The 26,707-nt window shown below is 60.9% G+C and carries 29 protein-coding genes; 18 read left to right on the top strand and 11 right to left on the bottom strand.

The window, feature by feature from the left end; genetic code table 11:
* The first annotated feature begins 14 nt into the window (after positions 1 to 14).
* The 6 genes from GDN47_RS27375 to GDN47_RS27350 all read left to right on the top strand — a co-directional run bounded on the left by GDN47_RS27375 (position 15) and on the right by GDN47_RS27350 (position 4,784).
* Entirely contained in the window at positions 15 to 848 is an 834-nt protein-coding gene (locus tag GDN47_RS27375; RefSeq protein ID WP_145636280.1) for an SDR family oxidoreductase, read from the top strand.
* A gap of 121 nt (positions 849 to 969) precedes the next feature.
* A complete protein-coding gene (locus GDN47_RS27370; RefSeq protein WP_015341309.1) occupies positions 970 to 1,173 on the top strand; it encodes a twin transmembrane helix small protein in 204 nt (67 codons plus the stop codon).
* Positions 1,174 to 1,284: 111 nt separating this feature from the next.
* Positions 1,285 to 1,863 (top strand): cob(I)yrinic acid a,c-diamide adenosyltransferase, encoded by a 579-nt coding sequence (locus GDN47_RS27365; RefSeq protein WP_113354211.1) that lies wholly within the window; start codon positions 1,285 to 1,287, stop codon positions 1,861 to 1,863.
* Between the two features lie 197 nt (positions 1,864 to 2,060).
* Positions 2,061 to 2,810, top strand: coding sequence for an electron transfer flavoprotein subunit beta/FixA family protein (locus GDN47_RS27360; protein WP_113332362.1), 750 nt, complete (start codon positions 2,061 to 2,063; stop codon positions 2,808 to 2,810).
* A gap of 21 nt (positions 2,811 to 2,831) precedes the next feature.
* Entirely contained in the window at positions 2,832 to 3,761 is a 930-nt protein-coding gene (locus GDN47_RS27355; protein ID WP_145636282.1) for an electron transfer flavoprotein subunit alpha/FixB family protein, read from the top strand.
* A gap of 144 nt (positions 3,762 to 3,905) precedes the next feature.
* Positions 3,906 to 4,784 carry a 3-hydroxybutyryl-CoA dehydrogenase gene (locus GDN47_RS27350; RefSeq protein ID WP_113231607.1) on the top strand — a complete coding sequence of 293 codons (879 nt, stop codon included), beginning with the start codon at positions 3,906 to 3,908 and terminating at the stop codon, positions 4,782 to 4,784.
* A 156-nt stretch (positions 4,785 to 4,940) separates the two neighbouring features.
* Here the strand turns inward: GDN47_RS27350 and tlpA are convergent, their stop codons facing one another.
* Entirely contained in the window at positions 4,941 to 5,606 is a 666-nt protein-coding gene (gene tlpA, locus GDN47_RS27345; protein ID WP_145636284.1) for a thiol:disulfide interchange protein TlpA, read from the bottom strand.
* A 23-nt stretch (positions 5,607 to 5,629) separates the two neighbouring features.
* Between tlpA and argH the strand changes: the two genes are divergently transcribed.
* The 4 genes from argH to GDN47_RS27325 all read left to right on the top strand — a co-directional run bounded on the left by argH (position 5,630) and on the right by GDN47_RS27325 (position 11,705).
* Entirely contained in the window at positions 5,630 to 7,030 is a 1,401-nt protein-coding gene (gene argH / locus GDN47_RS27340) for an argininosuccinate lyase (protein WP_145636286.1), read from the top strand.
* Positions 7,031 to 7,129: 99 nt separating this feature from the next.
* Entirely contained in the window at positions 7,130 to 7,324 is a 195-nt protein-coding gene (gene lptM / locus GDN47_RS27335) for an LPS translocon maturation chaperone LptM (RefSeq protein WP_015341316.1), read from the top strand.
* A gap of 13 nt (positions 7,325 to 7,337) precedes the next feature.
* Complete coding sequence (lysA, locus tag GDN47_RS27330; RefSeq protein WP_145636288.1) at positions 7,338 to 8,609, top strand: diaminopimelate decarboxylase; 1,272 nt, start codon at positions 7,338 to 7,340, stop codon at positions 8,607 to 8,609.
* 348 nt (positions 8,610 to 8,957) lie between these two features.
* Positions 8,958 to 11,705 carry a TIGR02302 family protein gene (locus GDN47_RS27325; protein WP_152094663.1) on the top strand — a complete coding sequence of 916 codons (2,748 nt, stop codon included), beginning with the start codon at positions 8,958 to 8,960 and terminating at the stop codon, positions 11,703 to 11,705.
* A gap of 74 nt (positions 11,706 to 11,779) precedes the next feature.
* Here GDN47_RS27325 and GDN47_RS27320 read toward each other — a convergent pair whose 3' ends face one another.
* The 3 genes from GDN47_RS27320 to GDN47_RS27310 form a co-directional block, all read right to left on the bottom strand.
* Positions 11,780 to 12,139 (bottom strand): response regulator, encoded by a 360-nt coding sequence (locus GDN47_RS27320; RefSeq protein WP_113332370.1) that lies wholly within the window; start codon positions 12,137 to 12,139, stop codon positions 11,780 to 11,782.
* A 159-nt stretch (positions 12,140 to 12,298) separates the two neighbouring features.
* Positions 12,299 to 12,847, bottom strand: a complete 549-nt coding sequence (hpt, locus tag GDN47_RS27315; RefSeq protein ID WP_095435999.1) for a hypoxanthine phosphoribosyltransferase — start codon at positions 12,845 to 12,847, stop codon at positions 12,299 to 12,301.
* Positions 12,848 to 12,993: 146 nt separating this feature from the next.
* Positions 12,994 to 13,659, bottom strand: a complete 666-nt coding sequence (locus tag GDN47_RS27310) for a hypothetical protein (protein WP_145636292.1) — start codon at positions 13,657 to 13,659, stop codon at positions 12,994 to 12,996.
* 210 nt (positions 13,660 to 13,869) lie between these two features.
* Here GDN47_RS27310 and ftsE point away from each other — a divergent pair, with 210 nt between their 5' ends.
* The 4 genes from ftsE (at position 13,870) to GDN47_RS27290 (ending at position 17,266) form a co-directional block, all read left to right on the top strand.
* Positions 13,870 to 14,529, top strand: a complete 660-nt coding sequence (ftsE, locus tag GDN47_RS27305) for a cell division ATP-binding protein FtsE (protein WP_015341323.1) — start codon at positions 13,870 to 13,872, stop codon at positions 14,527 to 14,529.
* A gap of 88 nt (positions 14,530 to 14,617) precedes the next feature.
* Positions 14,618 to 15,565, top strand: coding sequence for a cell division protein FtsX (locus GDN47_RS27300; protein WP_113421393.1), 948 nt, complete (start codon positions 14,618 to 14,620; stop codon positions 15,563 to 15,565).
* 69 nt (positions 15,566 to 15,634) lie between these two features.
* Complete coding sequence (locus GDN47_RS27295; protein ID WP_173002584.1) at positions 15,635 to 16,357, top strand: YdcF family protein; 723 nt, start codon at positions 15,635 to 15,637, stop codon at positions 16,355 to 16,357.
* Between the two features lie 105 nt (positions 16,358 to 16,462).
* Positions 16,463 to 17,266 carry a lysophospholipid acyltransferase family protein gene (locus GDN47_RS27290; RefSeq protein ID WP_145636295.1) on the top strand — a complete coding sequence of 268 codons (804 nt, stop codon included), beginning with the start codon at positions 16,463 to 16,465 and terminating at the stop codon, positions 17,264 to 17,266.
* Positions 17,267 to 17,293: 27 nt separating this feature from the next.
* Here the strand turns inward: GDN47_RS27290 and GDN47_RS27285 are convergent, their stop codons facing one another.
* On the bottom strand, positions 17,294 to 17,827 hold the full coding sequence (locus tag GDN47_RS27285; RefSeq protein WP_152094662.1) for a gamma-glutamylcyclotransferase: 534 nt from the start codon (positions 17,825 to 17,827) through the stop codon (positions 17,294 to 17,296).
* Positions 17,828 to 17,877: 50 nt separating this feature from the next.
* On the opposite strand from GDN47_RS27285, the gene GDN47_RS27280 reads away from it, so the two are divergent.
* Complete coding sequence (locus GDN47_RS27280; protein WP_145636297.1) at positions 17,878 to 18,891, top strand: DUF2125 domain-containing protein; 1,014 nt, start codon at positions 17,878 to 17,880, stop codon at positions 18,889 to 18,891.
* A gap of 3 nt (positions 18,892 to 18,894) precedes the next feature.
* On the opposite strand, the gene GDN47_RS27275 is transcribed toward GDN47_RS27280, so the two are convergent.
* The 4 genes from GDN47_RS27275 to GDN47_RS27260 form a co-directional block, all read right to left on the bottom strand.
* Positions 18,895 to 19,323 (bottom strand): GNAT family N-acetyltransferase, encoded by a 429-nt coding sequence (locus GDN47_RS27275; protein ID WP_145636299.1) that lies wholly within the window; start codon positions 19,321 to 19,323, stop codon positions 18,895 to 18,897.
* Positions 19,324 to 19,350: 27 nt separating this feature from the next.
* Complete coding sequence (locus GDN47_RS27270; protein WP_145636301.1) at positions 19,351 to 20,280, bottom strand: prephenate/arogenate dehydrogenase family protein; 930 nt, start codon at positions 20,278 to 20,280, stop codon at positions 19,351 to 19,353.
* Positions 20,277 to 21,386: a histidinol-phosphate transaminase gene (gene hisC, locus GDN47_RS27265; RefSeq protein WP_145636303.1), complete on the bottom strand. Its 1,110-nt coding sequence runs from the start codon at positions 21,384 to 21,386 to the stop codon at positions 20,277 to 20,279. The genes GDN47_RS27270 and hisC overlap by 4 nt, the downstream gene beginning before the upstream one ends.
* Before the next feature lie 102 nt (positions 21,387 to 21,488).
* Complete coding sequence (locus GDN47_RS27260) at positions 21,489 to 22,268, bottom strand: class I SAM-dependent methyltransferase (protein ID WP_145636305.1); 780 nt, start codon at positions 22,266 to 22,268, stop codon at positions 21,489 to 21,491.
* Between the two features lie 53 nt (positions 22,269 to 22,321).
* Between GDN47_RS27260 and gloB the strand changes: the two genes are divergently transcribed.
* The 3 genes from gloB (at position 22,322) to GDN47_RS27245 (ending at position 24,809) form a co-directional block, all read left to right on the top strand.
* A complete protein-coding gene (gene gloB / locus GDN47_RS27255; protein ID WP_113421404.1) occupies positions 22,322 to 23,092 on the top strand; it encodes a hydroxyacylglutathione hydrolase in 771 nt (256 codons plus the stop codon).
* The gene (locus tag GDN47_RS27250; protein WP_113333931.1) at positions 23,092 to 23,517 is read left to right on the top strand and encodes a cupin domain-containing protein; all 426 of its coding nucleotides are present in this window, start codon (positions 23,092 to 23,094) and stop codon (positions 23,515 to 23,517) included. Before gloB ends, GDN47_RS27250 begins: the two co-directional genes overlap by 1 nt.
* Positions 23,518 to 23,651: 134 nt before the next feature.
* Positions 23,652 to 24,809, top strand: coding sequence for an esterase (locus GDN47_RS27245; protein WP_113421386.1), 1,158 nt, complete (start codon positions 23,652 to 23,654; stop codon positions 24,807 to 24,809).
* Positions 24,810 to 24,830: 21 nt separating this feature from the next.
* On the opposite strand, the gene yddG is transcribed toward GDN47_RS27245, so the two are convergent.
* Entirely contained in the window at positions 24,831 to 25,730 is a 900-nt protein-coding gene (gene yddG / locus GDN47_RS27240) for an aromatic amino acid exporter YddG (RefSeq protein WP_113421385.1), read from the bottom strand.
* Between the two features lie 134 nt (positions 25,731 to 25,864).
* Positions 25,865 to 26,641, bottom strand: coding sequence for a DUF3108 domain-containing protein (locus GDN47_RS27235; protein WP_112336429.1), 777 nt, complete (start codon positions 26,639 to 26,641; stop codon positions 25,865 to 25,867).
* Positions 26,642 to 26,707: the final 66 nt, after the last annotated feature.

The raw sequence follows: 26,707 nt of genomic DNA, 5'->3' as shown, positions 1-26,707 counted from the left end.
GGAATCATCTTTCCATGACGGAACAACGCACGATCCTCGTCACTGGTTGCTCCTCCGGCATCGGCGCTTATTGCGCGCGAGCGTTGCGCGGCGATGGATGGCGCGTCTTTGCAACCGTGCGCAAGGAAGACGATCTCGCCTCGCTCGAAGCCGACGGCATCGAAGCGCTGCTCCTCGACTACACAAAGCCTGAGACCATTTCCGCCACCGTAGCGACAGTGCGCGAGCGCGCGGGCGACCGCATCGACGCCCTCTTCAACAATGGCGCCTACGGGCAGCCGGGCGCCGTGGAGGATCTGACGACCGATGTGCTGCGCGAACAGTTCGAAACCAATTTCTTCGGCTGGCACGAGCTGACGCGCCAAATCCTGCCGGTGATGCGAAAGCAGGGACACGGCCGCATCATCAACTGCTCCTCCATTCTCGGGCTGGTTCCCTATCGCTTCCGCGGCGCCTATACCGCCTCGAAATTCGCGTTGGAAGGGCTGACGATCACGCTCAGAATGGAATTGCAGGATAGCGGCATCCATGTGAGCCTCATCGAGCCCGGCCCGATCGCGACGCGTTTTACGGCCAATGCGCTCGCCAAGATCAACGAGCATATCGACCTCGAAGGCTCGCCCCATGCGGTGGAATATCGCAGGCAGCTGAAACGGCTTGATGGATCAGGTCCGATCAATAAACATAAATTGGGTCCGGAAGCAGTCTATGATGTGCTAAAATCGGCTTTGAACGTGAGAAACCCGCGCCCGCATTATCTGGTAACGACACCCGCCAAGCAGGGCGCCTTCTTGAAAAGGCTATTGCCGGCTAACCTTTTCTATCGTCTGATGCGCCGGCTGGACTAGAGCAATCCCACGAAAGGCGCGAAGCGTGTTTTCCGCGTGGGATTGCTTGAAATGATGACCTTGAGTGACTTGAAGCTTCGACGGAGCGCTGAGCCACTCTGAAGACAAGGGTGGAGGAGCCATGTCTACCGTTACCTATGTTGCCGCCATCATTGTCATGGGACTTGTCGCGATCGTTCTCATTCGCGGCCTGCTGAACATGATGAAAGGTGACAACCCGAACCTTTCGAACCGGCTGATGCAGCTGCGCGTGCTGCTGCAGGCAGTCGCAGTGATCCTGATCATGCTGACGCTCTGGCTGACGGGCGGCGGCCGCCCGGCCTAAAGCAATTCCAGGAAAAGTGCGAAGCGGTTTTCCGTCCGGAATTGCTTAAAATAAAGGGTTAGGGCATTTCGCGATTCAAAAAAGGCGAAAGGCTCTAACCACAGGAACCCGATGGTCAAGCTCAACAAGATCTACACGAAGACCGGCGACGACGGCACGACGGGCCTTGCCGCCGGCCCGAGGCGGCTGAAGCACGACCTGCGCGTCGAAAGCTACGGCACGGTCGACGAGACCAATTCCGCAATCGGCGTCGCCCGGCTGCACACGTCGGACATGCCCGAGATCGACGCGATGCTGATGCGCATCCAGAACGATCTGTTCGATCTCGGCGCCGATCTTTCGACCCCCGAAACAGACGAGCCGCCCGCCTATGAACCATTGCGCATCATCGATCACCAGGTCGAGCGCCTCGAGCAGGATATCGACCGGCTGAACACCGATCTCGAGCCTTTGCGATCCTTCGTCCTGCCCGCCGGCAGCCCCGCTTCCGCCCATCTTCATCTTGCCCGCACGATAGCGCGTCGCGCCGAGCGCCTCATGGTGGCGCTGTCGCGGGAGCGAGGCGAACGGGTGAGCCCGGCGGCGCTGAAATATATCAACCGCCTTTCCGATTTTCTCTTCGTCGCGGCACGGCACGCCAATGATCGCGGCCAGGCCGATGTTCTCTGGGTTCCCGGCAAGAATCGATAGCGGCGCGAATTCGATCACCGAAGGCAGACATATTGACGTTGACGTAAACGTTATTTATGCCTTTCAAGCAATTCGTCTCTCGGCGGCCTGGAAGCGTTGTAATTGGGAAAAAAACGCGTATCCATGTCGCCATTCGACAAATGGAATGGCGCTAAACAGCGCATGTTCTCGGGCGGTCATGTTGAAGGAAGGATTCCATGAAGATTCTCGTCCCCGTTAAGCGGGTTGTTGACTACAACGTCAAGATTCGCGTGAAGCCGGATGGTTCTGGCGTTGAGCTTTCGAACGTGAAGATGTCGATGAACCCGTTCGACGAGATTTCGGTCGAAGAGGCGCTGCGTCTGAAGGAAGCCGGCAAGGCCGAGGAAGTGGTGGTCGTATCGATCGGACCTGCCAAGGCTGAGGAAACTCTGAGAACGGCGCTTGCCATGGGTGCGGATCGTGCCATCCTCGTCGAGACCGACGATGCCGTCGAGCCGCTCGCCGTCGCCAAGATCCTGAAGGGCGTCGCTGAAGCCGAACAGCCGGGCCTCATCATCGTCGGCAAGCAGGCGATCGATGACGACTCCAACCAGACCGGCCAGATGCTGGCGGCGCTCCTCGGCACGGCGCAGGCAACCTTCGCCTCGAAGATCGAGATCGGGGATGGCAAGGCTCAGGTGACGCGCGAAGTCGATGGCGGCCTGCAGACCATCGAGGTCAAGCTACCGGCCGTCGTCACCACCGACCTGCGCCTGAACGAGCCGCGCTACGCCTCGCTGCCGAACATCATGAAGGCCAAGAAGAAGCCGCTCGACAAGAAGAGCCCGGCCGATTTCGGCGTCTCGACCGAGCCGCGCCTGAAGGTGCTGAAGACCGAAGAGCCGTCGGGCCGCAAGGCGGGCGTCAAGGTTGGCTCGGTTGCCGAGCTGGTCGAAAAGCTCAAGACCGAAGCCGGCGTGCTCTGAGGATAGGAAAGGATAAGACCCATGGCCATTCTTCTTCTGGCTGATCACGACAATGCCCACCTCTCCGACCAGACCGCTAAGGCGTTGACGGCTGCCACAAAGATCGCCGGCGACATTCATATGCTGGTCGCCGGCGCAGGCGCCAAGGCTGCAGCGGAACAGGCGGCAAAGCTTGCCGGTGTCTCGAAGGTGCTGGTTGCCGAAGATGCAAGCCTTGCCAACAATCTGGCGGAACCGCTGGCGGCCCTGATCGTATCGCTTTCCGGCTCCTATGACGTGATCATCGGCGCGGCCACTTCGGTCGGCAAGAACGTGCTGCCGCGCGTTGCCGCCCTGCTCGATGTCGCCCAGGTCTCGGAAATCATCGAAGTGGTTTCCGCCGACACGTTCAAGCGGCCGATCTATGCCGGCAACGCCATCCAGACGGTGCAGTCGACCGACGCGAAGAAAGTCATCACCGTGCGCACAGCCTCGTTCGCCTCCGCCTCTGAAGGCGGCTCGGCCGCGATCGAGACGGTGTCTGCAGCTGCCAATCCCGGCCTTTCCACCTTCGTCGGCGATGCCTTGTCGACGTCTGATCGTCCGGAACTGACCTCTGCCAAGATCATCATCTCGGGTGGCCGTGCACTCGGCTCGGCGGAGAAGTTCAGGGAAGTCATCCTGCCGGTTGCCGACAAGCTCGGTGCCGCCGTCGGCGCCTCTCGCGCGGCCGTCGATGCCGGCTATGCGCCGAACGACTGGCAGGTCGGCCAGACGGGCAAGGTGGTCGCACCGCAGCTCTATATCGCCTGCGGCATTTCCGGCGCCATCCAGCATCTGGCCGGCATGAAGGATTCGAAGGTCATCGTCGCCATCAACAAGGACGAGGAAGCCCCGATCTTCCAGATCGCCGACTACGGCCTCGTCGCCGACCTCTTCGAAGCGCTGCCGGAATTGCAAAAGGCGCTCTGATCGCGCCGATAGAGTTTCTCGCAGTTGCGAGAGACTGGAAAATCGTCTTTTATAGGTCTATCAATCTTTGCCGGGCTAGAAATGGCCCGGCAAATTTGAATTAAAAGCATAGCGCATCGCCAGGAGCGCGCCGGGGAGTTGGCAATGAGTTCGCTGAAGACGATCGGTATTATCGGCGCGGGCCAGATGGGCTGCGGCATTGCCCATGTGTCCGCCATGGCCGGCTACAAGGTCCATATCTACGATCTCTCGCAGGATCGCATCGAAAGCGGCCTTGCCACCATCAACGGCAATCTCGCCCGCCAGGTCGCATCCGGCAAGACAACCGACGAAGAGCGCAAGGCAGCGCTCTCCCGCATCACCGGCTCGGCCGATCTCAACGATCTCGCCCAGGTCGATCTCGCCATCGAGGCGGCGACGGAAGACGAAAGCGTCAAGCGCAAGATCTATGCGCAGGTATGTCCGGTGCTGAAACCCGAAGCGCTGCTCGCAACGAACACCTCGTCGCTCTCCATCACCCGCCTTGCCTCCGCAACCGACCGTCCCGAACGCTTCATGGGCATCCACTTCATGAACCCGGTTCCGGTCATGAAGCTCGTGGAGCTGGTACGCGGCATCGCGACCGAAGAATCGACTTTCTCCGCTGCCAAGGACTACGTCTCCTCGCTGGAAAAGACGATCACCGTCGCCGAAGACTTCCCCGCCTTCATCGTCAACCGCATCCTGCTGCCGATGATCAACGAGGCGATCTACACGCTCTATGAAGGTGTGGGCACCGTCGATGCCATCGACACCGCCATGCGGCTCGGTGCGAACCACCCGATGGGGCCTCTGCAGCTTGCCGATTTCATCGGCCTCGACACCTGCCTCTCGATCATGCAGGTGCTGCATGACGGGCTCGCCGATTCCAAGTATCGTCCCTGCCCGCTGCTGGTGAAATATGTCGAAGCCGGCTGGCTCGGCCGCAAATCGGGCCGCGGCTTCTACGACTATCGCGGGGAAACGCCGGTTCCGACGCGGTAAGATACCCTCGCCCCATTGGGGAGAGGGTCGCGCGACAGCGCGGGGTGAGGGGGCGTTACCGGCAAACGGTACTGTTTACCCAGCAACGCGCTTGCTATGACACACCCCCTCATCCGCCCTGCCGGGCACCTTCTCCCCCAGGGGAGAAGGAGAAAATCAAATACCCGCCGCAGCCTTCACCAGGTTCTTGGCATCCTCGCTATCCCAAGCCGCCGGTCCGTTCATGGCCGACAGCAGGCAGCCCTTGTCGTCGATGAGCAGCGTCACCGGCAAACCAAAGGCAAGGCCCTGCTTCTTCAGCACGTTGAACACGCCCATAGTGTTGTCCCGGTAATAGCCGAGCTTGTCGATCGCATATTCTGTGCGGAAGGCCTTGGTCTTTTCGTCGTCGCCCGTATCGATATTGACGGCAACCACTTCGAACTTGTCGCTGCCGGCGCTCTTCTCGAGCGCGTTCAGTGCCGGCATTTCCTCGCGGCACGGCACGCACCATGTCGCCCAGACATTCAAGAGCACGGTCTTGCCGGCGAAACTGCCGATCGACAGCGGCTGTCCCTCTGCCCCCTTGAAGGAAACACCCTGAAGCGAGATCGGCGCCGGCGGCACGCTCATGGCGGCGACCTGGCCCTTGGTGAAAGGCGTCAGGGCAGCGGCGCGATCTCTGGCCGACCCGCATTGATCGGCCGAAGCCGTTTCACCAATGCCATTGCCATACCCCGCCTCCTTCACGTATACCGCTGCCGCACCGGCAATAACCCCGGCGACGGCAGCAAGCATAACGAGTTTCATGGACGGCAGACCGAACGGCTTCTTTGCTGTCATTTCATTCTCCAGGTGGGCATCTCATGACTGACGGCACGGACACCAAATCCTCCAACCAGATGTGGGGCGGGCGTTTCGCTTCCGGCCCCGCGGCAATCATGGAGGAGATAAATGCCTCGATCGATTTCGACAAGAAGCTGTTTGCTCAGGATATCCGCGGCTCAATCGCGCATGCGAGCATGCTCGCCAATCAAGGCATCATTTCAACCGAGGATAAAGACAAGATCGTTCACGGGTTGAACACGATCCTGTCAGAGATTGAAAGCGGCAATTTCGAGTTTTCGCGCCGCCTCGAAGACATCCATATGAATGTCGAGGCGCGGCTTGCGACCTTGATCGGCCCGGCCGCCGGCCGCCTGCACACCGCCCGCTCGCGCAACGATCAGGTGGCGCTTGATTTTCGCCTCTGGGTTAAGGAAGAGCTGCAGAAGTGCGAACAGGCGCTGACCGATCTGATCGCAGCTTTCCTTGATCGCGCCGAGGAACATGCCGAAACCGTCATGCCTGGTTTCACCCATCTGCAGACGGCACAGCCCGTCACTTTCGGTCATCATTGCATGGCCTATGTCGAAATGTTCGGCCGTGACCGCTCGCGCGTGCGCCACGCCATCGAACATATGGATGAATCGCCGATCGGCGCGGCTGCCCTTGCCGGCACGGGATTCCCGATCGACCGCCACATGACGGCCAAGGCGCTCGGCTTCCGCGAGCCAACCCGCAATTCGATCGATACCGTCTCCGACCGCGACTTTGCCCTTGAATTCCTGTCAATCGCAGCGATCGCCGGCATGCATCTGTCGCGGCTTGCCGAAGAGATCGTCATCTGGTCGACGCCGCAATTCGGCTTCGTGCGCCTCTCCGACGCCTTCTCCACCGGCTCTTCCATCATGCCGCAGAAGAAGAACCCGGATGCGGCCGAGCTGGTGCGCGCCAAGACCGGCCGCATCAACGGCTCGCTGGTGGCACTGCTGACGATCATGAAGGGCCTGCCGCTCGCCTATTCCAAGGACATGCAGGAAGACAAGGAACAGGTCTTCGATGCGGCCGAAAGCCTGGAACTGGCCATTGCCGCCATGACCGGCATGATGCGCGACATGACGATCAACACCGCCCGCATGAAGGCCGCCGCTGGCTCCGGCTATTCCACCGCCACCGATCTCGCCGACTGGCTGGTGCGCGAAGCAGGCCTGCCTTTCCGCGATGCCCACCACGTGACGGGCCGCGCCGTGGCGCTTGCCGAAAGCAAATCCTGCGAGCTGGCTGAGCTCTCGCTTGCGGACCTGCAAGCGATCCATCCGGATATCACCGACAAGATCTTCGATGTCCTGACGGTCGAAGCCTCGGTTGCCAGCCGCAAGAGTTTTGGCGGCACGGCGCCTTCGGAAGTGCGTAAACAGATCGCCTTCTGGCGCGCTCGCAACTGAGAAAATCGCCGAAAGTCGCAACCAACAATCAGGGTGCACAAGACCTGGAAACTTCGCTAAGAAGAGTGACTTCCGCGTTTGCCGCCCAAGAGGATTTCGATGCAGATCAACATGCCGCACATCATCCGCCTGACCGTCGTGCTTTCGGTCGTCGGCCTTGCCGTTGTCGGATGCGGCCGCAAAGGCCCTCTCGATCCGCCGAGTGCTCATGCGACCAAAGGCGGCGACGTCTCCAAGCCGACGAAGGAGCCGGGTACGGAGGACAAGAAGTTCTTCCTCGATCCGCTTCTCTGATTGGGCAACGACCGTGAATCATTTTGAGTATCGCGACGGCATTCTCCACGCCGAGGATGTTCCGGTTCCAGAGATCGCCAAGGCGGTCGGCACACCCTTCTACGTCTATTCGACGGCAACGCTGGAGCGCCACTATCGCGTCTTCGCGGCAGCCTTCGGCGATGTCGACGCCATGGTCTGCTACGCCATGAAGGCCAATTCCAACCAGGCGGTGCTGAAGACACTCGGCCGCCTCGGCGCCGGCGTCGATGTCGTCTCCGTCGGCGAACTGCGCCGCGCACTGGCTGCAGGCATTCCGGCAAACCGCATCATGTTCTCCGGCGTCGGCAAGACCGCGCAGGAAATGGATGTGGCGCTCGAAGCCGGCATCTACTGCTTCAATGTCGAATCCGAGCCGGAACTGGAAGTGCTGAACCAGCGCGCCGTCCGCGCCGGCAAGGTCGCTCCCGTTTCCTTCCGCATCAATCCCGATGTCGATGCCCGCACCCATGCGAAGATTTCGACGGGCAAGAAGGAAAACAAGTTCGGCATTTCCTGGCAGCGCGCCCGCGCCGTCTATGAACGCGCCGCCAGCCTGCCCGGGATCAAGGCTACCGGCATCGACATGCATATCGGCAGCCAGATTACCGAGCTGCAGCCGTTCGACGACGCCTTCAAGCTGCTGCGCGATCTCGTGGAGACCCTGCGTGGTGACGGTCACGACATCCATCACGTCGACATCGGCGGCGGCCTCGGCATCCCCTATCGCGACGACAACAATCCTCCGCCCCTGCCGGATGCCTATGCCGAGATCGTCAAGAACCAGCTGCGCGGCCTCAACTGCCGAATCGTCACCGAGCCCGGTCGCCTGATCGTCGGCAATGCGGGCATTCTCGTGACCGAAGTCATCTATGTGAAGGATGGCGGCGACAAGAGCTTCGTCATCGTCGATGGCGCCATGAACGACCTCATCCGTCCGACGCTCTATGAAGCCTATCACGAGATCCGCCCCGTTGTGACGAGTGCTGCCGATATCAAGCGCATCAAGGCCGATGTCGTCGGCCCGGTCTGCGAGACGGGCGACTATCTGGCACTCGACCGCGAGATGGCGCTGCCGAAGCCCGGTGATCTGCTGGCCGTCGGCTCAGCCGGTGCCTATGGCGCCGTGCAGGCCGGCACCTACAACAGCCGGCTTCTGGTTCCCGAAGTGCTGGTCAAGGGCAATGAATTCCACGTCATCCGCCCGCGCACAACCTACGAGGATTTGATCGGCCTGGATTCCATCCCGGCCTGGCTCGAAGGTTAATCGGCTTCATCGGCAATTTCGGGCAGGACCGCAAAAGCTGCTTTGCCCGATCACGTTTCGGCGAAGTGCGGTGAAAAAACAGCCTTTTGCGCCCGTTGCCCTCGTCTTCGCCACAAAGAATGTTATCTTTGATTGAATGGCGTCTCGCCGGGCGCCGCGTGCGCGAGTGTGTGGGACGCCGCCCCATCCCAACGGGCCACTAGAGCGGATGATTTTGGATCGAATCGATCGAAACTCTGAATCCGCTCTAGAATCAGGGAAGTAGAGCATGACGCCGTCCGAAAACCGCTTACACTTTTCGGCATCATGCTCTGGCCATCAACGTCAGATCGGGAGAAGACCGGACCGATGACCAGCCCCAGCAACCCTAAGAAGGGCGCTTTCGCCACCCGTCCGGCGCTGGCGCGCATGGTTGCGGTCAAGCGTCTCTTTGCGCAGCTGGTGCTCGCCAGCGAGCAGCTTCTGCCACGGCTGCTGTTGCCGGCATCCATTCTGGCTCTTTTCCTGTCCGTCGCCTGGTTCGGCATTTTCCGCATTGCGCCGGATGTCCTGCGCTTTCTGCTGCTTGCCGTTTTCGCGGTCGGCTTCGCCATCTCCCTCTATCCGCTGCGCCGCCTGCGCTGGCCGAACACCGTCGAGGCGGACCGGCTGCTGGAGGAGCGCAACGGTCTCGCCCACCAGCCTGTCACGGTGCAGGAAGAAGAGCCGGCGCTCGATAGCCCCTTTGCGCGCGCGCTCTGGCGCGAGCACCAGACGCGTATGGCCGAACGCATCGCCGCCTTGGATGCGGGCCTGCCGAGGCCGGATATCACCCGCTACGACCGCTTCGCATTGCGCGCAGTCCCGGCCTTGCTGCTGGTAACAGCCTTCAGCTTTTCCATGTCCAATAGTGGCGGCTCGCTCGGTGATGCCTTCACGGCATCAAGCTCGACATCGGGCAACCCGGATGTCCGTGTCGATGCCTGGGTTACCCCGCCCTATTACACCGGCGAAGCGCCCGTCTATCTGACGGGCAATGTCGACAATGCCGGCAATAGCCTGAACGTGCCGCAATTCTCCGAACTCACTGTGCGTGTTTCGGGTGCTGCGACGGATGAGAAAGTGCTGTTCCAGGCAGCTGGCGCCGAAAAGGGCGTCGAAATTCCCGAGCAAGCCGCTGACGCTGACAAGCAAGGCCCCGCTGGCGCAAAGCCTGCAACGCCTCCTGCCGTACCACCGGCAGCGAACGGCACCGGCAATATTCCGGCCGCGGACGGAATGGTTGCCCGCACCCATGTTCTCAAGCTTGAAAAGGGCGGCGAGCTGACCGTCAACGGCAAGTCCTGGTCCTTCAATGTGGTCGTCGACAAGCCGCCGGAGATCACCTTCGACGGCATTCCGCACGCGACGGCGAGCGGCGCATTGGAACTCGGCTTCAAGGTCAAGGATGACTACGGCGTCGAGGAAGCCCATGCCGAGATCGTGCCGGTGGAATCCGATCCGGCTGCCAAACCCCTATACGGCTTGCCCGAATACAAGCTGGAACTTCCGCGTCGCGACCGCCGCAATGGCAAGGGTCTGGCGAGCCACGATCTGACGCAGGATCCGCTTGCCGGCAAGCGCGTCCGCATCACCCTCGTCGCCAAGGACGGTGCCGGCCAGACCGGCCGCAGCTCTCCCTACGAGATGGTATTACCGTCACGCAATTTCAGCCAGCCGCTTGCCGCAGCCGTGGCCGAAGAACGCCAGGTCTTCGCGCTCGACACGCGGAAGATGCCGGAAGCGATCGAGCTCAACAAATCGCTGACCATACGGCCCGAAGAGACAATCCCCGATCTCGGCAATTATCTCGCCATCAAGTCCGCCCTGACTCGGATGAAGCTCGCGAGCAACGAGGCATCCCTGAAGGATACCGCCGATTATCTCTGGCAGATCGCGCTCGGCATGGAGGACGCACAGCTGACCGATGCGGAAAAGGCCTTGCGCGACGCCCAGCAGAAGCTTTCCGACGCCCTGCAGCGCAACGCCCCCGACGCCGAGATCAAGAAGCTGACCGACGAGCTGCGCAAGGCGATGGACGCCTATATGAAGGAGCTGGCCGAGCGCATGCGCAACATGCCGGCCCAGCCGAACCAGCGCTCCGCCAATATCCTGCGCCAGCAGGACCTGCAGCGCATGATGGATCAGATCGAGAATCTCGCCCGCTCCGGCAATCGCCAGGCCGCACAGCAGATGCTTTCCGAACTGCAGCAGCTCATGAACAGCCTGCAGGCCGGCAAGCCCCAGCCGGGGCAGCAGCAGAACCAGGCCAACGACAAGATGCGCGAGCAGATGGACAAGCTCGGCCGCATCATGCGCGACCAGCAAAAGCTGATGGATCAGACCTTCAAGCTCGATCAGGCCATGCGCGACCGCATGCAGCGCGGCGATTCCAACGAGGACGGCGATGGCTTGATGGATCAGCCCATGCCCCGCCTCAACGACCCGATGCGTCCGGATATGGGCCAGCGCAATCAGGGCCAGCAGGATCAGCAGCAAGGCCAGAACCAGCAGGATCAGAAGGGCAAGGACCCCACTGATGGCATGACGGCCGATCAGCTGCGCGACGCGCTGAAGCAGCTGCGACAGCAGCAGGAGGATCTCGGCAAGCAGCTCGGCGAACTGCAGAAAGACCTCGGCTCGCTCGGCATGAAGCCGAACCAGAATTACGGCAAGGCGCAGCAGGAAATGAAGGGCGCGTCCGGTCAGCTTGCCGAGGGCAATGGCGAAGGCGCCGTTCAGGGTCAGGGGCGCGCGCTGGATGCCCTGCGCAAGGGCACTCGCGAGATGATGAACCAGCTCATGGCCCAGATGCAGCAGGGTCAAGGTCAGGGGCAAGGTCAAGGCCAGATGCCGGGACAGATGGGCCAAGGCGGTCAAAACGGCCGCGACCCGCTCGGCCGGTCACGCAATGACGGCGGTTTCTCTGACAACCCCAACGACAACATGGTGCCAGACATCATCAACGCAGAGCGCGCCCGCCAAATCCTCGACGCCATTCGCGAGCGGCTGAGCAACAATCCATCGCTCAGCGAAGAACGGCGCTATCTGGAACGTTTGCTGAATCTGGGTCAGTAAGGCCGCTTTAAGCCTATTGCGATGACGAAAATGGAGCCAGCACGAGGCCTACCCGCGCTGGTCAACGGCCAATGTCAGGCAGCCAAGGCCCGGGCAACAGCCTTGCGGATGTCTGGCAGCGCGAAGGGCTTGGCAACGACGTCGACGATCTTTTCCATGAGGTCGTCGGCGCGCTCGCGCTGCTCGGCATAGCCGGTCATCAGCAGGATCTTCATGCCCGGGCAGGTTGAATGGGCCTGATGGGCAAGCTCGATGCCATCCATCACGGGCATGCGGATATCCGACAACAGGAGATCGTAGCCGCCCTCTTTCAGCTTTTCTAAGCCTTCCGCTCCGTCGGCCGCCTCTTCGGTCTCGTGACCGTCCAAGCGCAGCGCGCGGGCGACGAAGGTGCGAAGTGAATCTTCGTCTTCCGTGATCAGAATTTTTGCCATGGTCCGTGCTCCTGGTCCGTCATGTTCCGCGACCGAAATCACCAGAATTCCGTTTGCGATAGGTAAACGGCCGACAGGCGATCAAGCTCCGTGGTTAACGGTTCGTCATCGCCGGAGCAGAATGGGACAGGCGGACAAGCCGCCGGCATTAACTTAAGATCAGGCCTCGGCGTCGCCCGTGACGACACCGACGAAGGGCAGTTCGCGGAAGGCGTAGGCGACATCCATGCCGTAGCCGACAACGAAATAATCGGGGCATTCGAAGCCGACATAATCGGCTTCCAGCTCTTCCTGGCGCTTGACGCTCTTGTCGAGCAGGACGGCCAGCGTGACGTTGCGGGCGCCACGCTCGTAGAGCAGCTCCTTGGCGAAACGCAGCGTGCGGCCCGATTCCAGAATGTCGTCGATCAGCAGCACGTCGCGATCCCGAACGTCGCTGTCGATGTCCTTGACGATGCGCACGCCCTGCGATGTCGTGCCGGCGCCATAGCTCGAAAGCGTGATGAACTCGACCTCCGGGGCAAGCCCGGTCTCATGCAGCGCCCGCAGCAAATCGGCTGCGAAGATGAAGGAGCCCTTGAGGATGGCGATGACAAGGAGGTCCTTTGTCGGCCCGCTGGCAATTTCCTTGGCCAGGGCATGATTGCGCTCCGCGATCTGCTCGGCAGTGAAAAGCGGCTCGATATTCTTCCCGCGTACGACAGGCATTGATTGGCATGCTCCATGGCTGCGCGGCCCCTGGCCGCCGATCAAGCTCTACAGCGCCGCACGTCGTATACGACACGACGCGTCAAGGTCGCTGTAGCACTCTAAAGCAGTAGCCCGTAGCACACTCAGCGGCTTGGACACACCCCCTATGGCATGAAGGAAAGCAGGACATCCGGCGTTTTTCCACCAGGATGCTGTAATCTTGTGGAGAATCCGCGGCTTTCATGCGGTCCGAGGCGATCGACCGGCGTGTCAACGACGATGCTTCTGACCAGCTGACCACCGGCAAAAAGATCGGCGCGCACCTGCGGAACCGAAAGCGTGGCACCGCTGACATTCTCGATGATGCCGTTCAATCTCAAGACGGGTAGCCCGTTCTCATCCCTCGGCGTCAGTGTCACATGCGAGAACTGCAGCGGATCGGATGTCGCCTCGGCCGATGCGCCGGAGAGACCGAAAAAACCGCCCGAAAGGCCGAAGATCAAGATTGCAAGGCAGATGATGAGCGCCACGAAGCTGCGCCGCGATGCCTGCTGCAAGACTTCCTCAGTCACCCGCAGAACGGTGAGGATGCGCGAAAGTGTAGTCTTGCGCGCCACTGGCTGAGGTCTAGGTTGGTTACGCCCGCCATAGCGCATATTGACGCCCGATGCTGGCCGCCCGCGTGCGGCGGAAACGGTCACGAATTCGGCGTCGACAATATCGGGTTTCGGCATGACGTAATGCACCGGGCTCGACCCCGCTCCGCGTTCGGGCGGAATGAGGTCATAAATAAGCCCCGTCTGTTGTTGACGGTGGCGAAAAGCGCCCATGATGGCCTCCCGTTGCGGTGATCCACATGGTTTCGACGCCCGTTGCCAATCTGGGCATTGAAACGAATCCTGCCCAGTCGTAAATTTTCTTGGTTAATGCTTCGCAAAGATCGCCATGAATAGGGCGCCTTTCCAGAAAAATTTACCGGCTGTTAATGCCATTGGTTAACAAGTCGCCTGATTGAACCCTGCGGAAGACTGGACTGCCCGTTGATTCATTTTGAGAACGTCGGTTTGCGCTACGGCATGGGTCCGGAGATCCTCCGCGACCTGAGCTTCGACATACCGAGGAAATCGTTCCAGTTCCTGACCGGCCCTTCCGGCGCCGGCAAGACGACACTGCTGCGGCTGCTCTTCATGTCGCTGCAGCCGACGCGCGGGCTGATCCGCATGTTCGACCGGGAGATTTCCTCGATCCCGCGCAATGAGCTGCCGCTGCTGCGCCGCCGTGTCGGCATCGTCTTTCAGGATTTCCGGCTGCTCGAGCATTTGACGACCTATGAAAATGTCGCCCTGCCGCTCCGCGTGCGCGGCAAGGACGAAAGCTCCTACCGCACCGACGTCCTGGAACTGCTGAAATGGGTAGGCCTCGGCGAGCGCATCAATGTGCTGCCGCCGGTTCTCTCCGGTGGGGAAAAGCAGCGCGCCGCGATCGCCCGCGCCCTCATCGACCGCCCGGAAATCCTGCTTGCCGACGAACCGACGGGCAATGTCGACCCGCCGATGGCACGCCGCCTGCTCAATCTCTTTCTGGAACTCAACCGTCTCGGCACCGCCGTCGTCATTGCCACGCACGATCTCGCTTTGATGGACCAGATCGAGGCGAGGCGCATGATCCTATCGGGGGGGCATCTCGATATCTATGACTGATCCCCGCCCCCGCAGGACAGCCCCGACCACCGGAGCTCCGCAAGCACGGCAGGCGCCTGCAGCACCCGCAGAACGCAAACGCCCGGAAATGCGCGTGCGCCCGACGGGACCGATCGTGCCGTCCTCCAACATTCAGGGCAATGCGCTGATTGTCGTCATCGCCATCATGGCCTTTCTTGCCTGCCTGACGCTCGGTGCGGTCAGCATGGTGCGTTCGACGGCGGCAAGCTGGGAGAGCCAGATTTCCCGCGAGATCACCATCCAGATCAAGCCGGACGACAATCTCGACATGGAAAAGTCGCTCGCGAGCGCCCGCGACATCGCATTGAGCTTCGTCGGCACCAAATCAGGCCAGATCGTCGACGAGGCGGCGACCGCGCGCCTGCTCGAGCCGTGGCTCGGTGCCGGCCTCGATATCAAGGAACTGCCCGTCCCGCGCCTCGTCATCATCACGATCGACGAGACGCATCCGCCCGATTTCGAAGCGATGCGCAGCCTGCTCAAGGCACAGATCCCGCAGGCGACCCTGGACGACCATCGCACCTGGGTCGATCGGCTCGTGTCGATGGCGCACACCACCGTTCTCATCGGCACCGGCGTGCTGCTGCTCGTCTTCACCGCCATGGTGCTGACGGTGGTCTTCGCCACGCGCGGCGCATTGTCGGGCAATCGCCATATCGTCGAAGTCCTGCATTTCGTCGGCGCAGAAAGCACCTTCGTCGCCAATGAATTCCAGAAGCATTTCCTGAAGATCAGCCTCAAAGGCTCGGGAGCCGGCAGCGCGCTCGCCGCCCTCTTCTTCGCGACAGCCGGCCTTCTGCAGAGCCATACGATCGCGACACCGCAAACCGATCAGGCAACGGCATTGTTCGGGACTTTCTCCGTCGGCGCGCTCGGCTATGTCGGCATTCTCGCCACCATGATCATCATCGCGCTGCTGACGACGCTGACGGCGCGATTCACCGTCATGCGCACGATTTACGAGATCGATCTGGTCCGTTCCGATCCCGGGCGGACGGATAGCGTACCGAATTGACGCCTCAGCGATGTTTTTTTACCGTTTGCCAGCCCGTTCATTGCCGCAATTGGCGTATAATAGCGAATCATGAGCATGGATCTGACGACTCGCAAGTCCGTGAGTTTGCAGTCGCTGCGGGCCCGACCCCGCGGTGATAGACCCGTGCGCCGCAGCCTGTTCCGCCGTCTCTTGCGCTGGGGCGGCTTCGCTTTCATCTTCCTGGTAGCCATCGTTTTCGGCGGCTTCCTGCATTTCGCCGATTCGATCACCACCTTGAAACCGCCGCTCGACCCCAAGGCCGATGCCATCGTCGTGCTGACGGGCGGCTATCAGCGGATCGATCAGGCGGTGGAGCTGCTGCGCACCGGTGCCGGCAACCGCCTGCTGATCTCGGGCGCACATCCGACCACCACGCCAACGCAGATCCGGAAACTGACGCAGAGTTCCGCCAGCCTGTTCAGCTGCTGCGTCGACATCGGCTATGACGCGCTCGATACGATCGGCAATGCCCGCGAAGCGGCAAAGTGGATTCACGCCAGGGGCTACAAGAGCGTTCTCGTTGTCACGAACAACTACCATATGCCCCGCAGCCTCGCAGAATTGAAATACGTCGATCCCTCGACCGATTTCATTCCCTATCCGGTCGTCAACTCCGATCTGAAGACCAAGAACTGGTTCACGGACCCGAATGCGCTGCGCACGATGATCGCGGAATATGCCAAGGTGCTCCTTGCCGGCGCCCGCAACATCACGGGACTTGGACGTCCGACCGGCCTGCGTTCGCGTCAGCCGATCGAGGACGACGACTAAGGCCTGTCGCGCAAAACCGCGCACGCACCGACTTTTTATTGACGTCGTAATCGTGTAGGCAAACCTTTGGATGCCGGTGCAAGCCGGTGCATTGGAAAAGCCTCGATGATTATCCTGCGTTCGATCCTGTTCAACACGGCCTTCTATGCCAATCTGATCATTCGCATGATCGTGCTGGCGCCGATTTACTTCCTCATGCCGCGCAAGGCGGCCTATGCGATCCCCAAGGCATGGGCGAAATCCAGCACCTGGCTGATGGAGAAGATCGTCGGCACCACCTTCGAGATCGAGGGCTTGGAAAATATCCCCAAAGGCAGCTTCATCTTCGCGCCCAAGCATCAATCCTTCTGGGATACATTTGCGCTGCTGCCCTATCTCGACGATCCGGTCTATATCCTGAAGCGCGAGCTGATGTGGATCCCATTGTTCGGCTGGTATGCCGGGAAACAGCGCATGATCCCGGTGGATCGCGGCGCCCGCGGCAAGGTCATGTTCGATGTCCTGAAGCGCACGCGCGAAGAGCTCGCCACGGGTCGCCAGCTCATCATCTACCCCGAGGGCACGCGACGGCCGCCGGGCGCCGAGCCGGTCTACAAATACGGCATCGCCCGCATGTATCGCGACCTAGGCATCCCCGTCGTCGCCGTTGCCATGCATCCGGGCTTTTTCTGGCCGCGCCGCACCTTCCGCAAATATCCCGGCCATATCAAGGTGCGCATCCTGCCGCCGATCGAGCCCGGCATGGACCCGGATGCCTTTTTCGCGCGCCTGATCGAGGAGACGGAAAGAGCAAGCGACGAGCTGCTGGTCGAAACGATCGCCAACAACCCGAACCTGCCGGTTCCGCCGACGGCGGCGCAACGTCTCGCGGAAATCGCCAAGGCAAAACCCGTTACCGCCGCAGTCTGAGCGAACTCTCAACGCCAGGCGACAGGTTCAGGATGCCTTTCGCATCCGCTCCACTTCGCCGGCAACCTGTTCGAGCCAATGATCGCGGATGCCCATGTCGCGCAGATGCGTCAGCGTATTGAAGAGATAGGCGTCATTCGGGCCGGAACGCCCATTGGCAGCTTCCACCACGTGCGCGGCCTCGATTGCATCCAGCGAGCCGGCATATTGCCGGTGATTGCGATCGACGACATAGGCGACGGCGATCACGCGCCGCCTGTCGGCGAGCCGAATCGGCAAGTTCTTTTCCAGATAGACGTTGGTGACGAGTTCGCGCTCGCGCAGATAGGTTAGCACCTCATCCCAATCGGAGGCCGGAACCCGGAAGGCCATGCCCCGGCAGGAGCCGCCACGATCGAGCCCGAGGACGAGGCCGGGGTTTTCTTCCGTGCCGCGATGGACCCAGGAACGGACGCAGAGTGAGCGACGATAGCCAAAAATCAGGGCCTCGGCCCGCTCGTCATAACCAAAGCCCGGATTCCACATGAGGGATCCGTAGCCAAACACCCAAAATTCGTCCATATCCAACGCCAAATCACTGTGAAGCTTCAGTCCAACCATTGGAGAACAACATGGCAGCGTCAAGCCAGAGCGTAACGACCGGTCGAGGCAAGCGTCTGTGGCTCATCCTTTTTGGGCTTGTGGTGGTTCTAGCCGGTCTTTACACTGGCGGTTGGTACTATGCGACCAGTTTCGTCAGGACCAATGTCCTGAAGGCGCTCGGCCAGCAGAACAGCGCCGGCATTGCCGGCAAATGCGAGAACATGGCCTTCAACGGCTTCCCCTTCTCCATAGGCCTGACCTGCGACACGGTGACGGTCGACAACCCGACGCGCGGCGTCTCCACCAATTTCGACAGGCTCAGCGCCTCCGCACCGGTCTTCCAACCCAACCATGTGAGCTGGAGCCTGAAATCCCCCGCGGAGTTGCGCACGACGGAAGGCCTGACCGTATCGGCCGAATGGGCCGATCTGCAATCGAACCTTATCGCCAAGGGCCGCGGCGTCGCTCAGACTCAGACTGTCATCGAAGGGCTGAAGGCCGGCATCGTCTCCTCCGTCACCGGCCAGAGCCTTAATGTCACCGCTGCCCACACGGAGATGCACGCCAATCAGAATGGCAGCGATCTGGATTTCGCGATCGGCGTCGAAAATGCCAATGCCGTCATCAAAGACTTCCCGCAGACATTGCCCACCGCATCGACCAGCGCCAAGGTGACGCTGTCCGGCAAGGCCGGCCTGCTCGATGGCAGCGACCGGGAGGGGCTTCGCGGCTCGGCAGGCATGCTGCATCAGGCCGTCATCGATATCGGCGATGGCCGCATCATGACGCTTTCCGGACCTTTCAACTTTGACGATGAGGGTTTTCTGTCCGGGCAGTTCAAGCTGGAGATCAATCAGATCGGGCCCTGGGGCGATAGCCTGACCACGACGCTTCCCGCCGCCAAGAACATCATCAAGACGGCGACGAAGATGCTGAAGGCGCTGGCCAATGGCGCGGATAAGGTCTCCGTCGATCTCACCGCCGATCGAGGTCGCCTCTCACTCAGCGGCTTCATCCCGCTCGGAAAGATCCCGCCGATCTGAAGCCTATCCTCTGCGGGCGTCGGAGATATCCTTCACAAAGAATATCTCCGGGGTCGGCTGGACGATACGGAGGTCGATGCTGCCAGCTGGCTTGAAGCCGTTGCGGCGGTGCCAGGCCTGTGGCTCGGCTTGCGCCCATTCGCTCGATGTCATCAGATGCTTGGCGCCCTCGTCGATCATGGCGCTTTCCCAGGCGTGGAACAGAGCAGTTCCGAGACCCTCGCGCCGGTGTAGCGGCAGCACGCGGATCATATCCATATAGGGTATCTTGCCCCAAAAGCGGCTGAAGCGCAGGAAGCCGAGGAGTTTGCCATCCCGCTCGGCCACAAAATATTCACCGAACGCAATGCAGCGCCCAATCCAGTCTTCACTGGCGTCATCATGCTCAAGGAGCCAGGACAAATCTTCGGAACGCGCGCGCCTGACGATCATAAGCGCCCCTCCGTCGTATAGGGATGCCTATTCCTTCACATCCAGCGCATGACGGCCGAAGTCCGGCACGTCGACGTCCTGGCCGGCTTCGACGATTGAACGGCGGATGGCGCGGGTGCGGGTGAAAAGTTCGAAGATCTTGTCGCCGTCGCCCCAGCGGATGGCACGCTGCAGCGATGCCAGATCCTCGGAGAAGCGCGACAGCATCTCCAGAATGGCATCGCGATTGTGCAGGCAGACGTCGCGCCACATGGTCGGATCGGACGCGGCGAGGCGCGTGAAGTCACGGAAGCCGGAGGCGGAATATTTGATGACTTCCGATTCGGTCACCGTCTCCAGATCGTCGGCGGTCCCGACAATGTTATAGGCGATCAGATGCGGCAGATGCGAGACGATCGCCAGCACCTTGTCGTGATGCTCCGGATCCATCTCGTCGACACGGGAGCCCAAGGTTTCCCAGAAGGTGCGCAGCGTCTTGATCGCGGTCTCGTCCGTGCCCGGAACTGGCGTGAAGATGCACCAGCGCCCCTTGAACAGCCCAGGAAAACCGGCATCCGGACCGGATTTCTCCGTACCTGCGAGCGGATGGCCCGGAATGAAATACACGTTGGACGGCATATGCGGCTGCATCTGCGCAATAACCGACGCCTTGGTCGAACCGACATCCGTGACGATGGCGCCCGGCTTCAGATGCGCCGCGATTTCTTTGGCGACGCTCTCGGAGGCGCCCACAGGCACGGAAACGATAACGAGATCGGCGCCTTTCACTGCTTCGGCCGACGACGGCGTATAGCGGTCGCCGAGCTTCAGCTCCTCAGCACGCTTCAGCGTCTCGGCGCTGCGTGTCGAGATCACCACTTCCTTTGCGATACCGAGGCGCTTGATGTCGTGGGCGATGGAGGAGCCGATCAGGCCGATGCCGATCAACGCAATGCGATCGAACTGGATGTTGCTCATGCCTTGCGTCCCATAAACTCGGTCAGAGCGTCGATGACGCCGAGATTGGCCTCTTCGGTACCGATGCTCAGGCGCAGCGAATTCGGGAAGCCGTAGGCGCGCACAGCGCGCAGGATATAGCCGCGGCTCGTCAGGAAATCATCGGCCTCGGCCGCACGCTTGCCGTCGCTATCGGGGAAATGGATCAGGACGAAATTCGCAACCGACGGCGTCACCCTGAGGCCCAGGGCTTCGAGCGCAGCCGTCATCTTCTCGATCCAGAGCGTGTTGTGTGCCACAGCCTTTTCCGTAAAGGCCAGATCGCGAATGGCAGCCGCTCCGGCGGCAATGGCGGCGCTGTTCAGATTGAACGGAGCACGCACGCGGTTGATCGCATCGATGATATCGACAGGCCCGTACATCCAGCCGATACGAAGGGCTGCCAGGCCATAGACCTTGGAGAAGGTACGGGTCATGACGACATTCTGGTTCGCCGAAACGAGCTCAAGGCCGGCTTCGTAATCGTTGCGGCGAACATATTCGGCATAGGCCGCGTCGAGCACGAGAATGACATGCTTCGGGAGGCTCGCCTGCAGGCGACGGATCTCGCTGACCGGCACATAGGTTCCAGTCGGATTGCCGGGATTGGCGATGAAGACCATCTTGGTCTTCTCCGTGACTGCCGCGAGGATCGCGTCGACATCGACGGTGCAATCCTTCTCCTTAACGGTGACCGGCGTCGCGCCGGCGGCCATGATCTGGATCTTGTAAACCAGGAAGCCGTGTTCGGTGATGATGCCTTCGTCACCGGTGCCGAGATAGGTGTGGCAGAGCAGGCCAAGCAACTCGTCCGAGCCGGCGCCGCAGAGGATATTGGCCACATTCAGCCCATGCACATCGGCGATCGCCTGGCGCAATTCCTTGGCCTGTCCGTCCGGATAGCGCTCGAGATTGCCGGCAGCGCCCCGGAAGGCTTCGATGGCCTTGGGGCTGGCGCCAAGCGGCGTCTCGTTCGAGGAGAGCTTGAACACGCGCGCAACGCCCGGCGCATGCTCCTTGCCCGGCACATAGGCCGCGATATCGAGGATGCCGGGACGCGGGACGGGCTTGCTCATTTCCATGCTCATGGGATCGACCTTGGGAAGCGCCGGAAAATTCCGGTTTATGACACCCCGTCGCATTAATGCGGATTGACAAATTTGTCGAGTGTCGGCGCTACGACGAAAGCGTCACGCGCCATCGCGCGTCGTCGGTATGCCACGCGGTGCCAGCACCGGCACGAAGACGCGGCGCGAGGCACGAACGGCAACGGGCAGGCCCTGATAAAGCCGTTTCTGCGCCTCGACGATGATGACGCCGGAAAACGCCGGCCACAGGGTGCGGCCAACCCGCTCGAATGCGCGGCGCAGCCGCAGCACCGTGCGCAGCTTCGAGGGCGGAAAGAACAGCGCTTCGGCGGTCGCGCCGGGCGTGAAGTTTGTTTCGCGCAGCAGCGACGTCAGCTGGCCGCGCGAATAGGGCCGGCCGGAGCCGAACGGCGTATGCTCCATGCGCGCCCACACGCCGGTTCGGTTCGGCACGACAATAACAAGCCGGCCGCCGGGCGCCAGAACGCGCCAAAGCTCTTTCAGCGTCTCGCGCGGGCTTTCAGCGAACTCCAGAGAATGCACCATCAGCACGCGGTCGATCGAACTGTCGGGCAGCGGCAATTCCTCATCGAAGATCAATGCTGTCGTCGAGGCCGACCCCATAGGCCAGTTCACCGCGCCCTGCCCCGCCGGCATGAAGGCGAAAGTGCGTTCGGTATCGGCACGAAAACGATCGAGATAGGGCACGGCATAGCCAAGGCCGACGAGCCGCTCCTCCGGCATACGTGCCCAGATGGAAGAAAGCGCCATGGCAATCGACTGCTCCGCCAAGCGACCAAGCTCGGAATGATAAAACTGGCGGAGATCGACAATATCGGTATGCATCGAAACAAATGTTATCAGCCGAACGTTGGACTTCAAGGCCGAACGGCTTACATTCTCTACTCACGGAAAAGATGAGGACGATTTCGATCATGAAACCATTGGAATTAGAGATTTTTATCTGCCGTTCCGACAATTACGGCGTCTTGGTCCATGATCCCGAAACCGGATTGACGGCATCGATCGACGCTCCGGAAGCAGATGCGATCCTGAAGGCCGCTGATCGTCGTGGCTGGACCATCAGCCATATCCTGACCACGCATCACCATACCGATCACGTCGAGGGCAACCTGGCGCTGAAGGAGCAGTTCGGCTGCGAGATCATCGGCCCGATCAACGAGGCCGTCGCCATTCCGGGCCTCGATCGCGCCGTCGCTGATGGGGATACGTTCGAGTTCGCCGGCCATACGGTCAATGTCATCGAAACGCCCGGGCATACCGCCGGCCATGTCTGCTATCATTTTGCCGACGACAAGCTGCTCTTTGCTGCCGATACGCTGTTTGCGCTCGGCTGCGGCCGCCTGTTCGAACGGCCGGCAGCGGATATGTGGGCCTCGCTGCAGAAGCTCGCCGTGCTGCCGGATGAAACAGCCGTCTATTTCGGCCATGAATATACGCTCTCCAACGCCCGCTTCGCACTGACCATCGATCCCGACAATGAGCGGCTGAAGGCGCGCGCCGCCGATATCGAGGCATTGAGAGCGGAGGGTAAGTTCACCATCCCGACGACATTGGCGCTTGAGAAGGAAACGAACCCGTTCCTGCGCGCCGCCGATCCGGCAATCCGCCGCCATCTGCTGATGGAAAGCCGCAGCAACGAAGAAGTCTTCGCCGAGATCCGCAAGCGCAAGGACAATTTCTGATGCAGGCAAAAGAGATCATCGAAACGCTTTCCATGCAGCGGCATCCGGAAGGCGGCTGGTACGTGCAGACGTTTCGCGACGAGAACGGCGGCACGAGAGGCCACTCCACCGCCATCTACTATCTGCTGGAGGCGGGCGAGCGCTCGCACTGGCATCGGGTGCACGACGCCGCCGAGGTCTGGCACTACTATGCCGGCGCCCCCCTCGCTTTGCATCGCTCGGCCGACGGCAAGGCGAGTGAAAAACTCGTTCTCGGCATGGATCTGGCAAAGGGCGAGCGCCCGCAGGCGATCATTCCGGCCAACTGGTGGCAGTCGGCCGAAAGCCTCGGGCAATTCACGCTCGTCGGCTGCACGGTCGCACCCGGCTTCGAATTTTCGAGCTTCGAGATGGCGCCACCTGACTGGAAGCCGGCCTCAGACTGACCCTTTTCTACCTTTCATTGACATCACGCAGGATGCGGCCAGACAGCGCGCAGCGACGGTCTTGAAAAAGCGACGCGCTGTGTCAGCTTTACACGGGGAAAGTGAAAATTGATTCATCCGGAGGAGGTTTTTTCGTGCGTTTGTTGTTTCCTTTGCTCGTCGCAGCAGGCTGCGTCATGAGCGCCCCTGTCTTTGCCCTTGATGCTCCGGCCTCGCCGCCGGCCGACAAGCCACTGAAGAACTTCGTGACCGCGGTAGAGAAGGATGGGTCTATCACCTTCCGCCTCTATGCGCCGGCGGCAAAAGCGGTTTCGGTCACTTTGGGCTCGCGCGATCCCCTCGCCATGCAACGCAGCGACGATGGCACATGGAGCGCGAAGACGGAGGTGCTGAAGCCGAACCTCTACGAATATTACTTCAACGTCGACGGCTTCCGCAGCATCGACACCGGCACCAATGCGCCGAAGCCGCAACGGCAGGTCAATACCAGCCTGATCCTAGTGCCCGGCAGCATTCTTGATATCCGCAACGTGCCGCATGGCGACCTGCGGCTGGTGACCCTGCATTCCAAGGCGCTCGATTCGGAACGGCAGATGTATGTCTACACGCCGCCCGGCTACACCGATTCCTCCAAGCCGCTGCCGGTGCTCTACCTCTATCACGGCTTCGGCGATACCGTGGGGTCCTGGGTGCTCCAGGGCCGCGCGCCGCAGATCCTCGACAATCTCCTTGCCGAAAAGAAGATCGAGCCGATGATCGTCGTCATTCCGGATACGGAAACCGACGTGCCGAATGCGATCGCCGAAAACTTCCCCGCCGCCGATCGTCGCGCGAATTTCTATCCGGCCAATGCCGAGGCAGCCGATCGCGAGCTGACGGAAGACCTTATCCCCTACATGAAGAAGCATTATCGGGTGCGAAACGAGGCGAGCGGCCGCGCCGTTGCCGGCTTGTCGCAGGGCGGCTATCAGGCTCTCGTATCCGGCCTTTCACATCTGGATACCTTCGGCTGGGTCGCAACCTTCAGCGGCGTCAGCACGACGACCGTCCCGAACAAGACAGTCGATGCCGTGCTGAACGAACCGGAAAAGATCAACAAGGCGCTGCATAATTTCACAGTGACCGTCGGCAGCAAGGATCAGATCGTCGGCAAGGACGTAGCCGGCTTGAAGGCGACGCTCGACGCCAAGAAGATCAAGCACGAATACCATGAATACCCCGACCTCCAGCATGAGATGGATGTCTGGCGGCCGTCGCTCGCGGCCTTCCTGGAAAAAGTCTTCAAGAAATAAACGGCAGCGAGGGCGGCGGAGCTATTCCGCCGCTTCCGCCTGCGTCCGCACGACATCATCCCGGCGCAGGATCATGCGATGGGCGGCCAGCACCGCACCTCCCGTCACGAGCAGGCAAGCAAGCGCAATGCCCCAGCTCGGCTCGGCAAAACCGAACAACGTCAGGATCAGCGTCGAGAGCAGCGGTGCGGCATAGCTTGCCGCGCCGAGGATCTGGATATCGCCGTTCTTGACGCCATAATCCCAGGCATAGAAGGCGGCTCCGACCGGAAAAAGGCCAAGGCCGAGAACGGCGATCCACTGGGAGATGCTCTCCGGCCAGATCGTCTCCTCCAGGCCAAGGTGGCAGAAAAAGGAGAGAATCGACGTGACCAGACAGAAGATGGTGACGACATCTGTGGAAACGGCCTCGAAGCGGCGCGTTATCAAGGAATAGCCCGACCAGGTGAAGGCACAGAGAAACGCCGCGCCATAGCCGACGGCATAGGCGCCTTCGAAATGAAAGCCGTTGCGGCCGACGATCAGAACCGTGCCCGCAAGCCCCATCAGTGCGCCGACAATATGATACCAGCGCAGCCGCTCACCTGGCAGCAATGCGGAGCCGACGACGATCAGCAATGGCCAGAGATAGGCAATCAGGCCCGCCTCCACCGCCGGCGCGTGACGCAATGCCGTGAAATAGAGAAAGTGGTAGCCGAACAAGCCGGCAATACCTGTGATCCAGACCTTGGCCGGCTGGCGCAGCAGCTGCAACCGCTCGGGCCTCAACAGAAGAACGATGATGCCCGGAATGCTGCCGATCGCAAAGCAGACGGCGAGCAGCTGGAAGGGTGGCATCTTGCCGGAGGCAACGGTCAAAAGCGCCAGAAACGACCACATCAGAATGGCTGAAAAGCCTGTCAACGTCGCGCGAAATTTCATCCCTGCCCCCAGCTTATCGCCGCGGACGTCCCCAGCCCGCCAAAGCAATTCCACGAAAATGTACAGCAATTTTCGTGAATTGCGTAGAAACAACGGCGAGAATCGTCAAGCGTTTCCGTGAAACAGCAGCCGGTCTAGCTGCCGTATTTTACGGCCGTAATCGTCACCGTTCCGTATTGCGTCGGGATGCGGACGTAGACCGGGGCATAGACATTCATCGTATCCGCCTTGGCGAACCAGATCTCCATATTGTCGCTCTTGGCGAGGTAAAGATAATCCTTGCGGGTGCTCTTGTAGCCGCTCTTCGGCGTGAAGCGCACGCCACAGGCAATGGTCTTGCCCTTGAAGCCATCGGTCGAGAAAGGATGCGATCCCTTTGGCGACAGCTTCAGATCCATGCGCATCTCGCCATCGAAGACGGCCAGCGTCTGGTTGCAGAGGTTCAGGCTGGGCGTGATCGGGAAGATCATGCCCGATATCGGATCGAGCACGGACTTCAAGTCGCTTTCCGTGATGGGGACCCAGGTGTCCGGACGCTTCGGCTCGGGCGTGATCGTATTCGACGTCACATTGCCGTTGGTATAGGCGACATCATAGGTGCGCTCTTTCTTCCCGCTCTTGTAGAAGAGCGTGTAGTGGGTCGCCTGCAGCTTACTGTCGTTGACGACCCCAGTCACATCGGTCTTCGCATCGATCGAGGTAACGAGATCCGCAAGGCCTGCCGAGGTGATATCGCCGCGAATGGTGAACTGTTTGCCCGTGACCTCGGTCTTGAAATCCGCCCTGGCGATCGGCAGGCCGGCCAGCGAAACGCGATAGCGCGTTTCATGCCGCAGCACGTCGGCCAGTGCCATCGACGGCATTGACGCGACGATCGCTGAAATAAGAAGCCACTTCCGAATTTGAACCATGATCAGGGCCTTCAACGAGGATCAGGCAAGTTATATAGTTGCTTTGCTCGCCTGCTGCGAGCGTCA

This window comes from Martinezella dioscoreae (assembly GCF_009176305.1).
Lineage (GTDB): Bacteria > Pseudomonadota > Alphaproteobacteria > Rhizobiales > Rhizobiaceae > Rhizobium > Rhizobium dioscoreae.
The sequence above is the reverse complement of the archived record's forward strand: the minus strand, read 5'-3'. Positions and strand labels throughout refer to the sequence as shown.

Bases quoted from the DNA above. Each gene is read 5' to 3' on its own strand.
- GDN47_RS27375 (WP_145636280.1), top strand. From the start codon at position 15: ATGACGGAACAACGCACGATCCTCGTCACTGGTTGCTCCTCCGGCATC.
- GDN47_RS27370 (WP_015341309.1), top strand. From the start codon at position 970: ATGTCTACCGTTACCTATGTTGCCGCCATCATTGTCATGGGACTTGTC.
- GDN47_RS27365 (WP_113354211.1), top strand. From the start codon at position 1,285: ATGGTCAAGCTCAACAAGATCTACACGAAGACCGGCGACGACGGCACG.
- GDN47_RS27360 (WP_113332362.1), top strand. From the start codon at position 2,061: ATGAAGATTCTCGTCCCCGTTAAGCGGGTTGTTGACTACAACGTCAAG.
- GDN47_RS27355 (WP_145636282.1), top strand. From the start codon at position 2,832: ATGGCCATTCTTCTTCTGGCTGATCACGACAATGCCCACCTCTCCGAC.
- GDN47_RS27350 (WP_113231607.1), top strand. From the start codon at position 3,906: ATGAGTTCGCTGAAGACGATCGGTATTATCGGCGCGGGCCAGATGGGC.
- tlpA (WP_145636284.1), bottom strand. From the start codon at position 5,606: ATGACAGCAAAGAAGCCGTTCGGTCTGCCGTCCATGAAACTCGTTATG.
- argH (WP_145636286.1), top strand. From the start codon at position 5,630: ATGACTGACGGCACGGACACCAAATCCTCCAACCAGATGTGGGGCGGG.
- lptM (WP_015341316.1), top strand. From the start codon at position 7,130: ATGCAGATCAACATGCCGCACATCATCCGCCTGACCGTCGTGCTTTCG.
- GDN47_RS27325 (WP_152094663.1), top strand. From the start codon at position 8,958: ATGACCAGCCCCAGCAACCCTAAGAAGGGCGCTTTCGCCACCCGTCCG.
- GDN47_RS27320 (WP_113332370.1), bottom strand. From the start codon at position 12,139: ATGGCAAAAATTCTGATCACGGAAGACGAAGATTCACTTCGCACCTTC.
- hpt (WP_095435999.1), bottom strand. From the start codon at position 12,847: ATGCCTGTCGTACGCGGGAAGAATATCGAGCCGCTTTTCACTGCCGAG.
- GDN47_RS27310 (WP_145636292.1), bottom strand. From the start codon at position 13,659: ATGGGCGCTTTTCGCCACCGTCAACAACAGACGGGGCTTATTTATGAC.
- GDN47_RS27300 (WP_113421393.1), top strand. From the start codon at position 14,618: ATGCGCGTGCGCCCGACGGGACCGATCGTGCCGTCCTCCAACATTCAG.
- GDN47_RS27295 (WP_173002584.1), top strand. From the start codon at position 15,635: ATGAGCATGGATCTGACGACTCGCAAGTCCGTGAGTTTGCAGTCGCTG.
- GDN47_RS27290 (WP_145636295.1), top strand. From the start codon at position 16,463: ATGATTATCCTGCGTTCGATCCTGTTCAACACGGCCTTCTATGCCAAT.
- GDN47_RS27285 (WP_152094662.1), bottom strand. From the start codon at position 17,827: ATGGACGAATTTTGGGTGTTTGGCTACGGATCCCTCATGTGGAATCCG.
- GDN47_RS27280 (WP_145636297.1), top strand. From the start codon at position 17,878: ATGGCAGCGTCAAGCCAGAGCGTAACGACCGGTCGAGGCAAGCGTCTG.
- GDN47_RS27275 (WP_145636299.1), bottom strand. From the start codon at position 19,323: ATGATCGTCAGGCGCGCGCGTTCCGAAGATTTGTCCTGGCTCCTTGAG.
- GDN47_RS27270 (WP_145636301.1), bottom strand. From the start codon at position 20,280: ATGAGCAACATCCAGTTCGATCGCATTGCGTTGATCGGCATCGGCCTG.
- hisC (WP_145636303.1), bottom strand. From the start codon at position 21,386: ATGAGCATGGAAATGAGCAAGCCCGTCCCGCGTCCCGGCATCCTCGAT.
- gloB (WP_113421404.1), top strand. From the start codon at position 22,322: ATGAAACCATTGGAATTAGAGATTTTTATCTGCCGTTCCGACAATTAC.
- GDN47_RS27250 (WP_113333931.1), top strand. From the start codon at position 23,092: ATGCAGGCAAAAGAGATCATCGAAACGCTTTCCATGCAGCGGCATCCG.
- yddG (WP_113421385.1), bottom strand. From the start codon at position 25,730: ATGAAATTTCGCGCGACGTTGACAGGCTTTTCAGCCATTCTGATGTGG.
- GDN47_RS27235 (WP_112336429.1), bottom strand. From the start codon at position 26,641: ATGGTTCAAATTCGGAAGTGGCTTCTTATTTCAGCGATCGTCGCGTCA.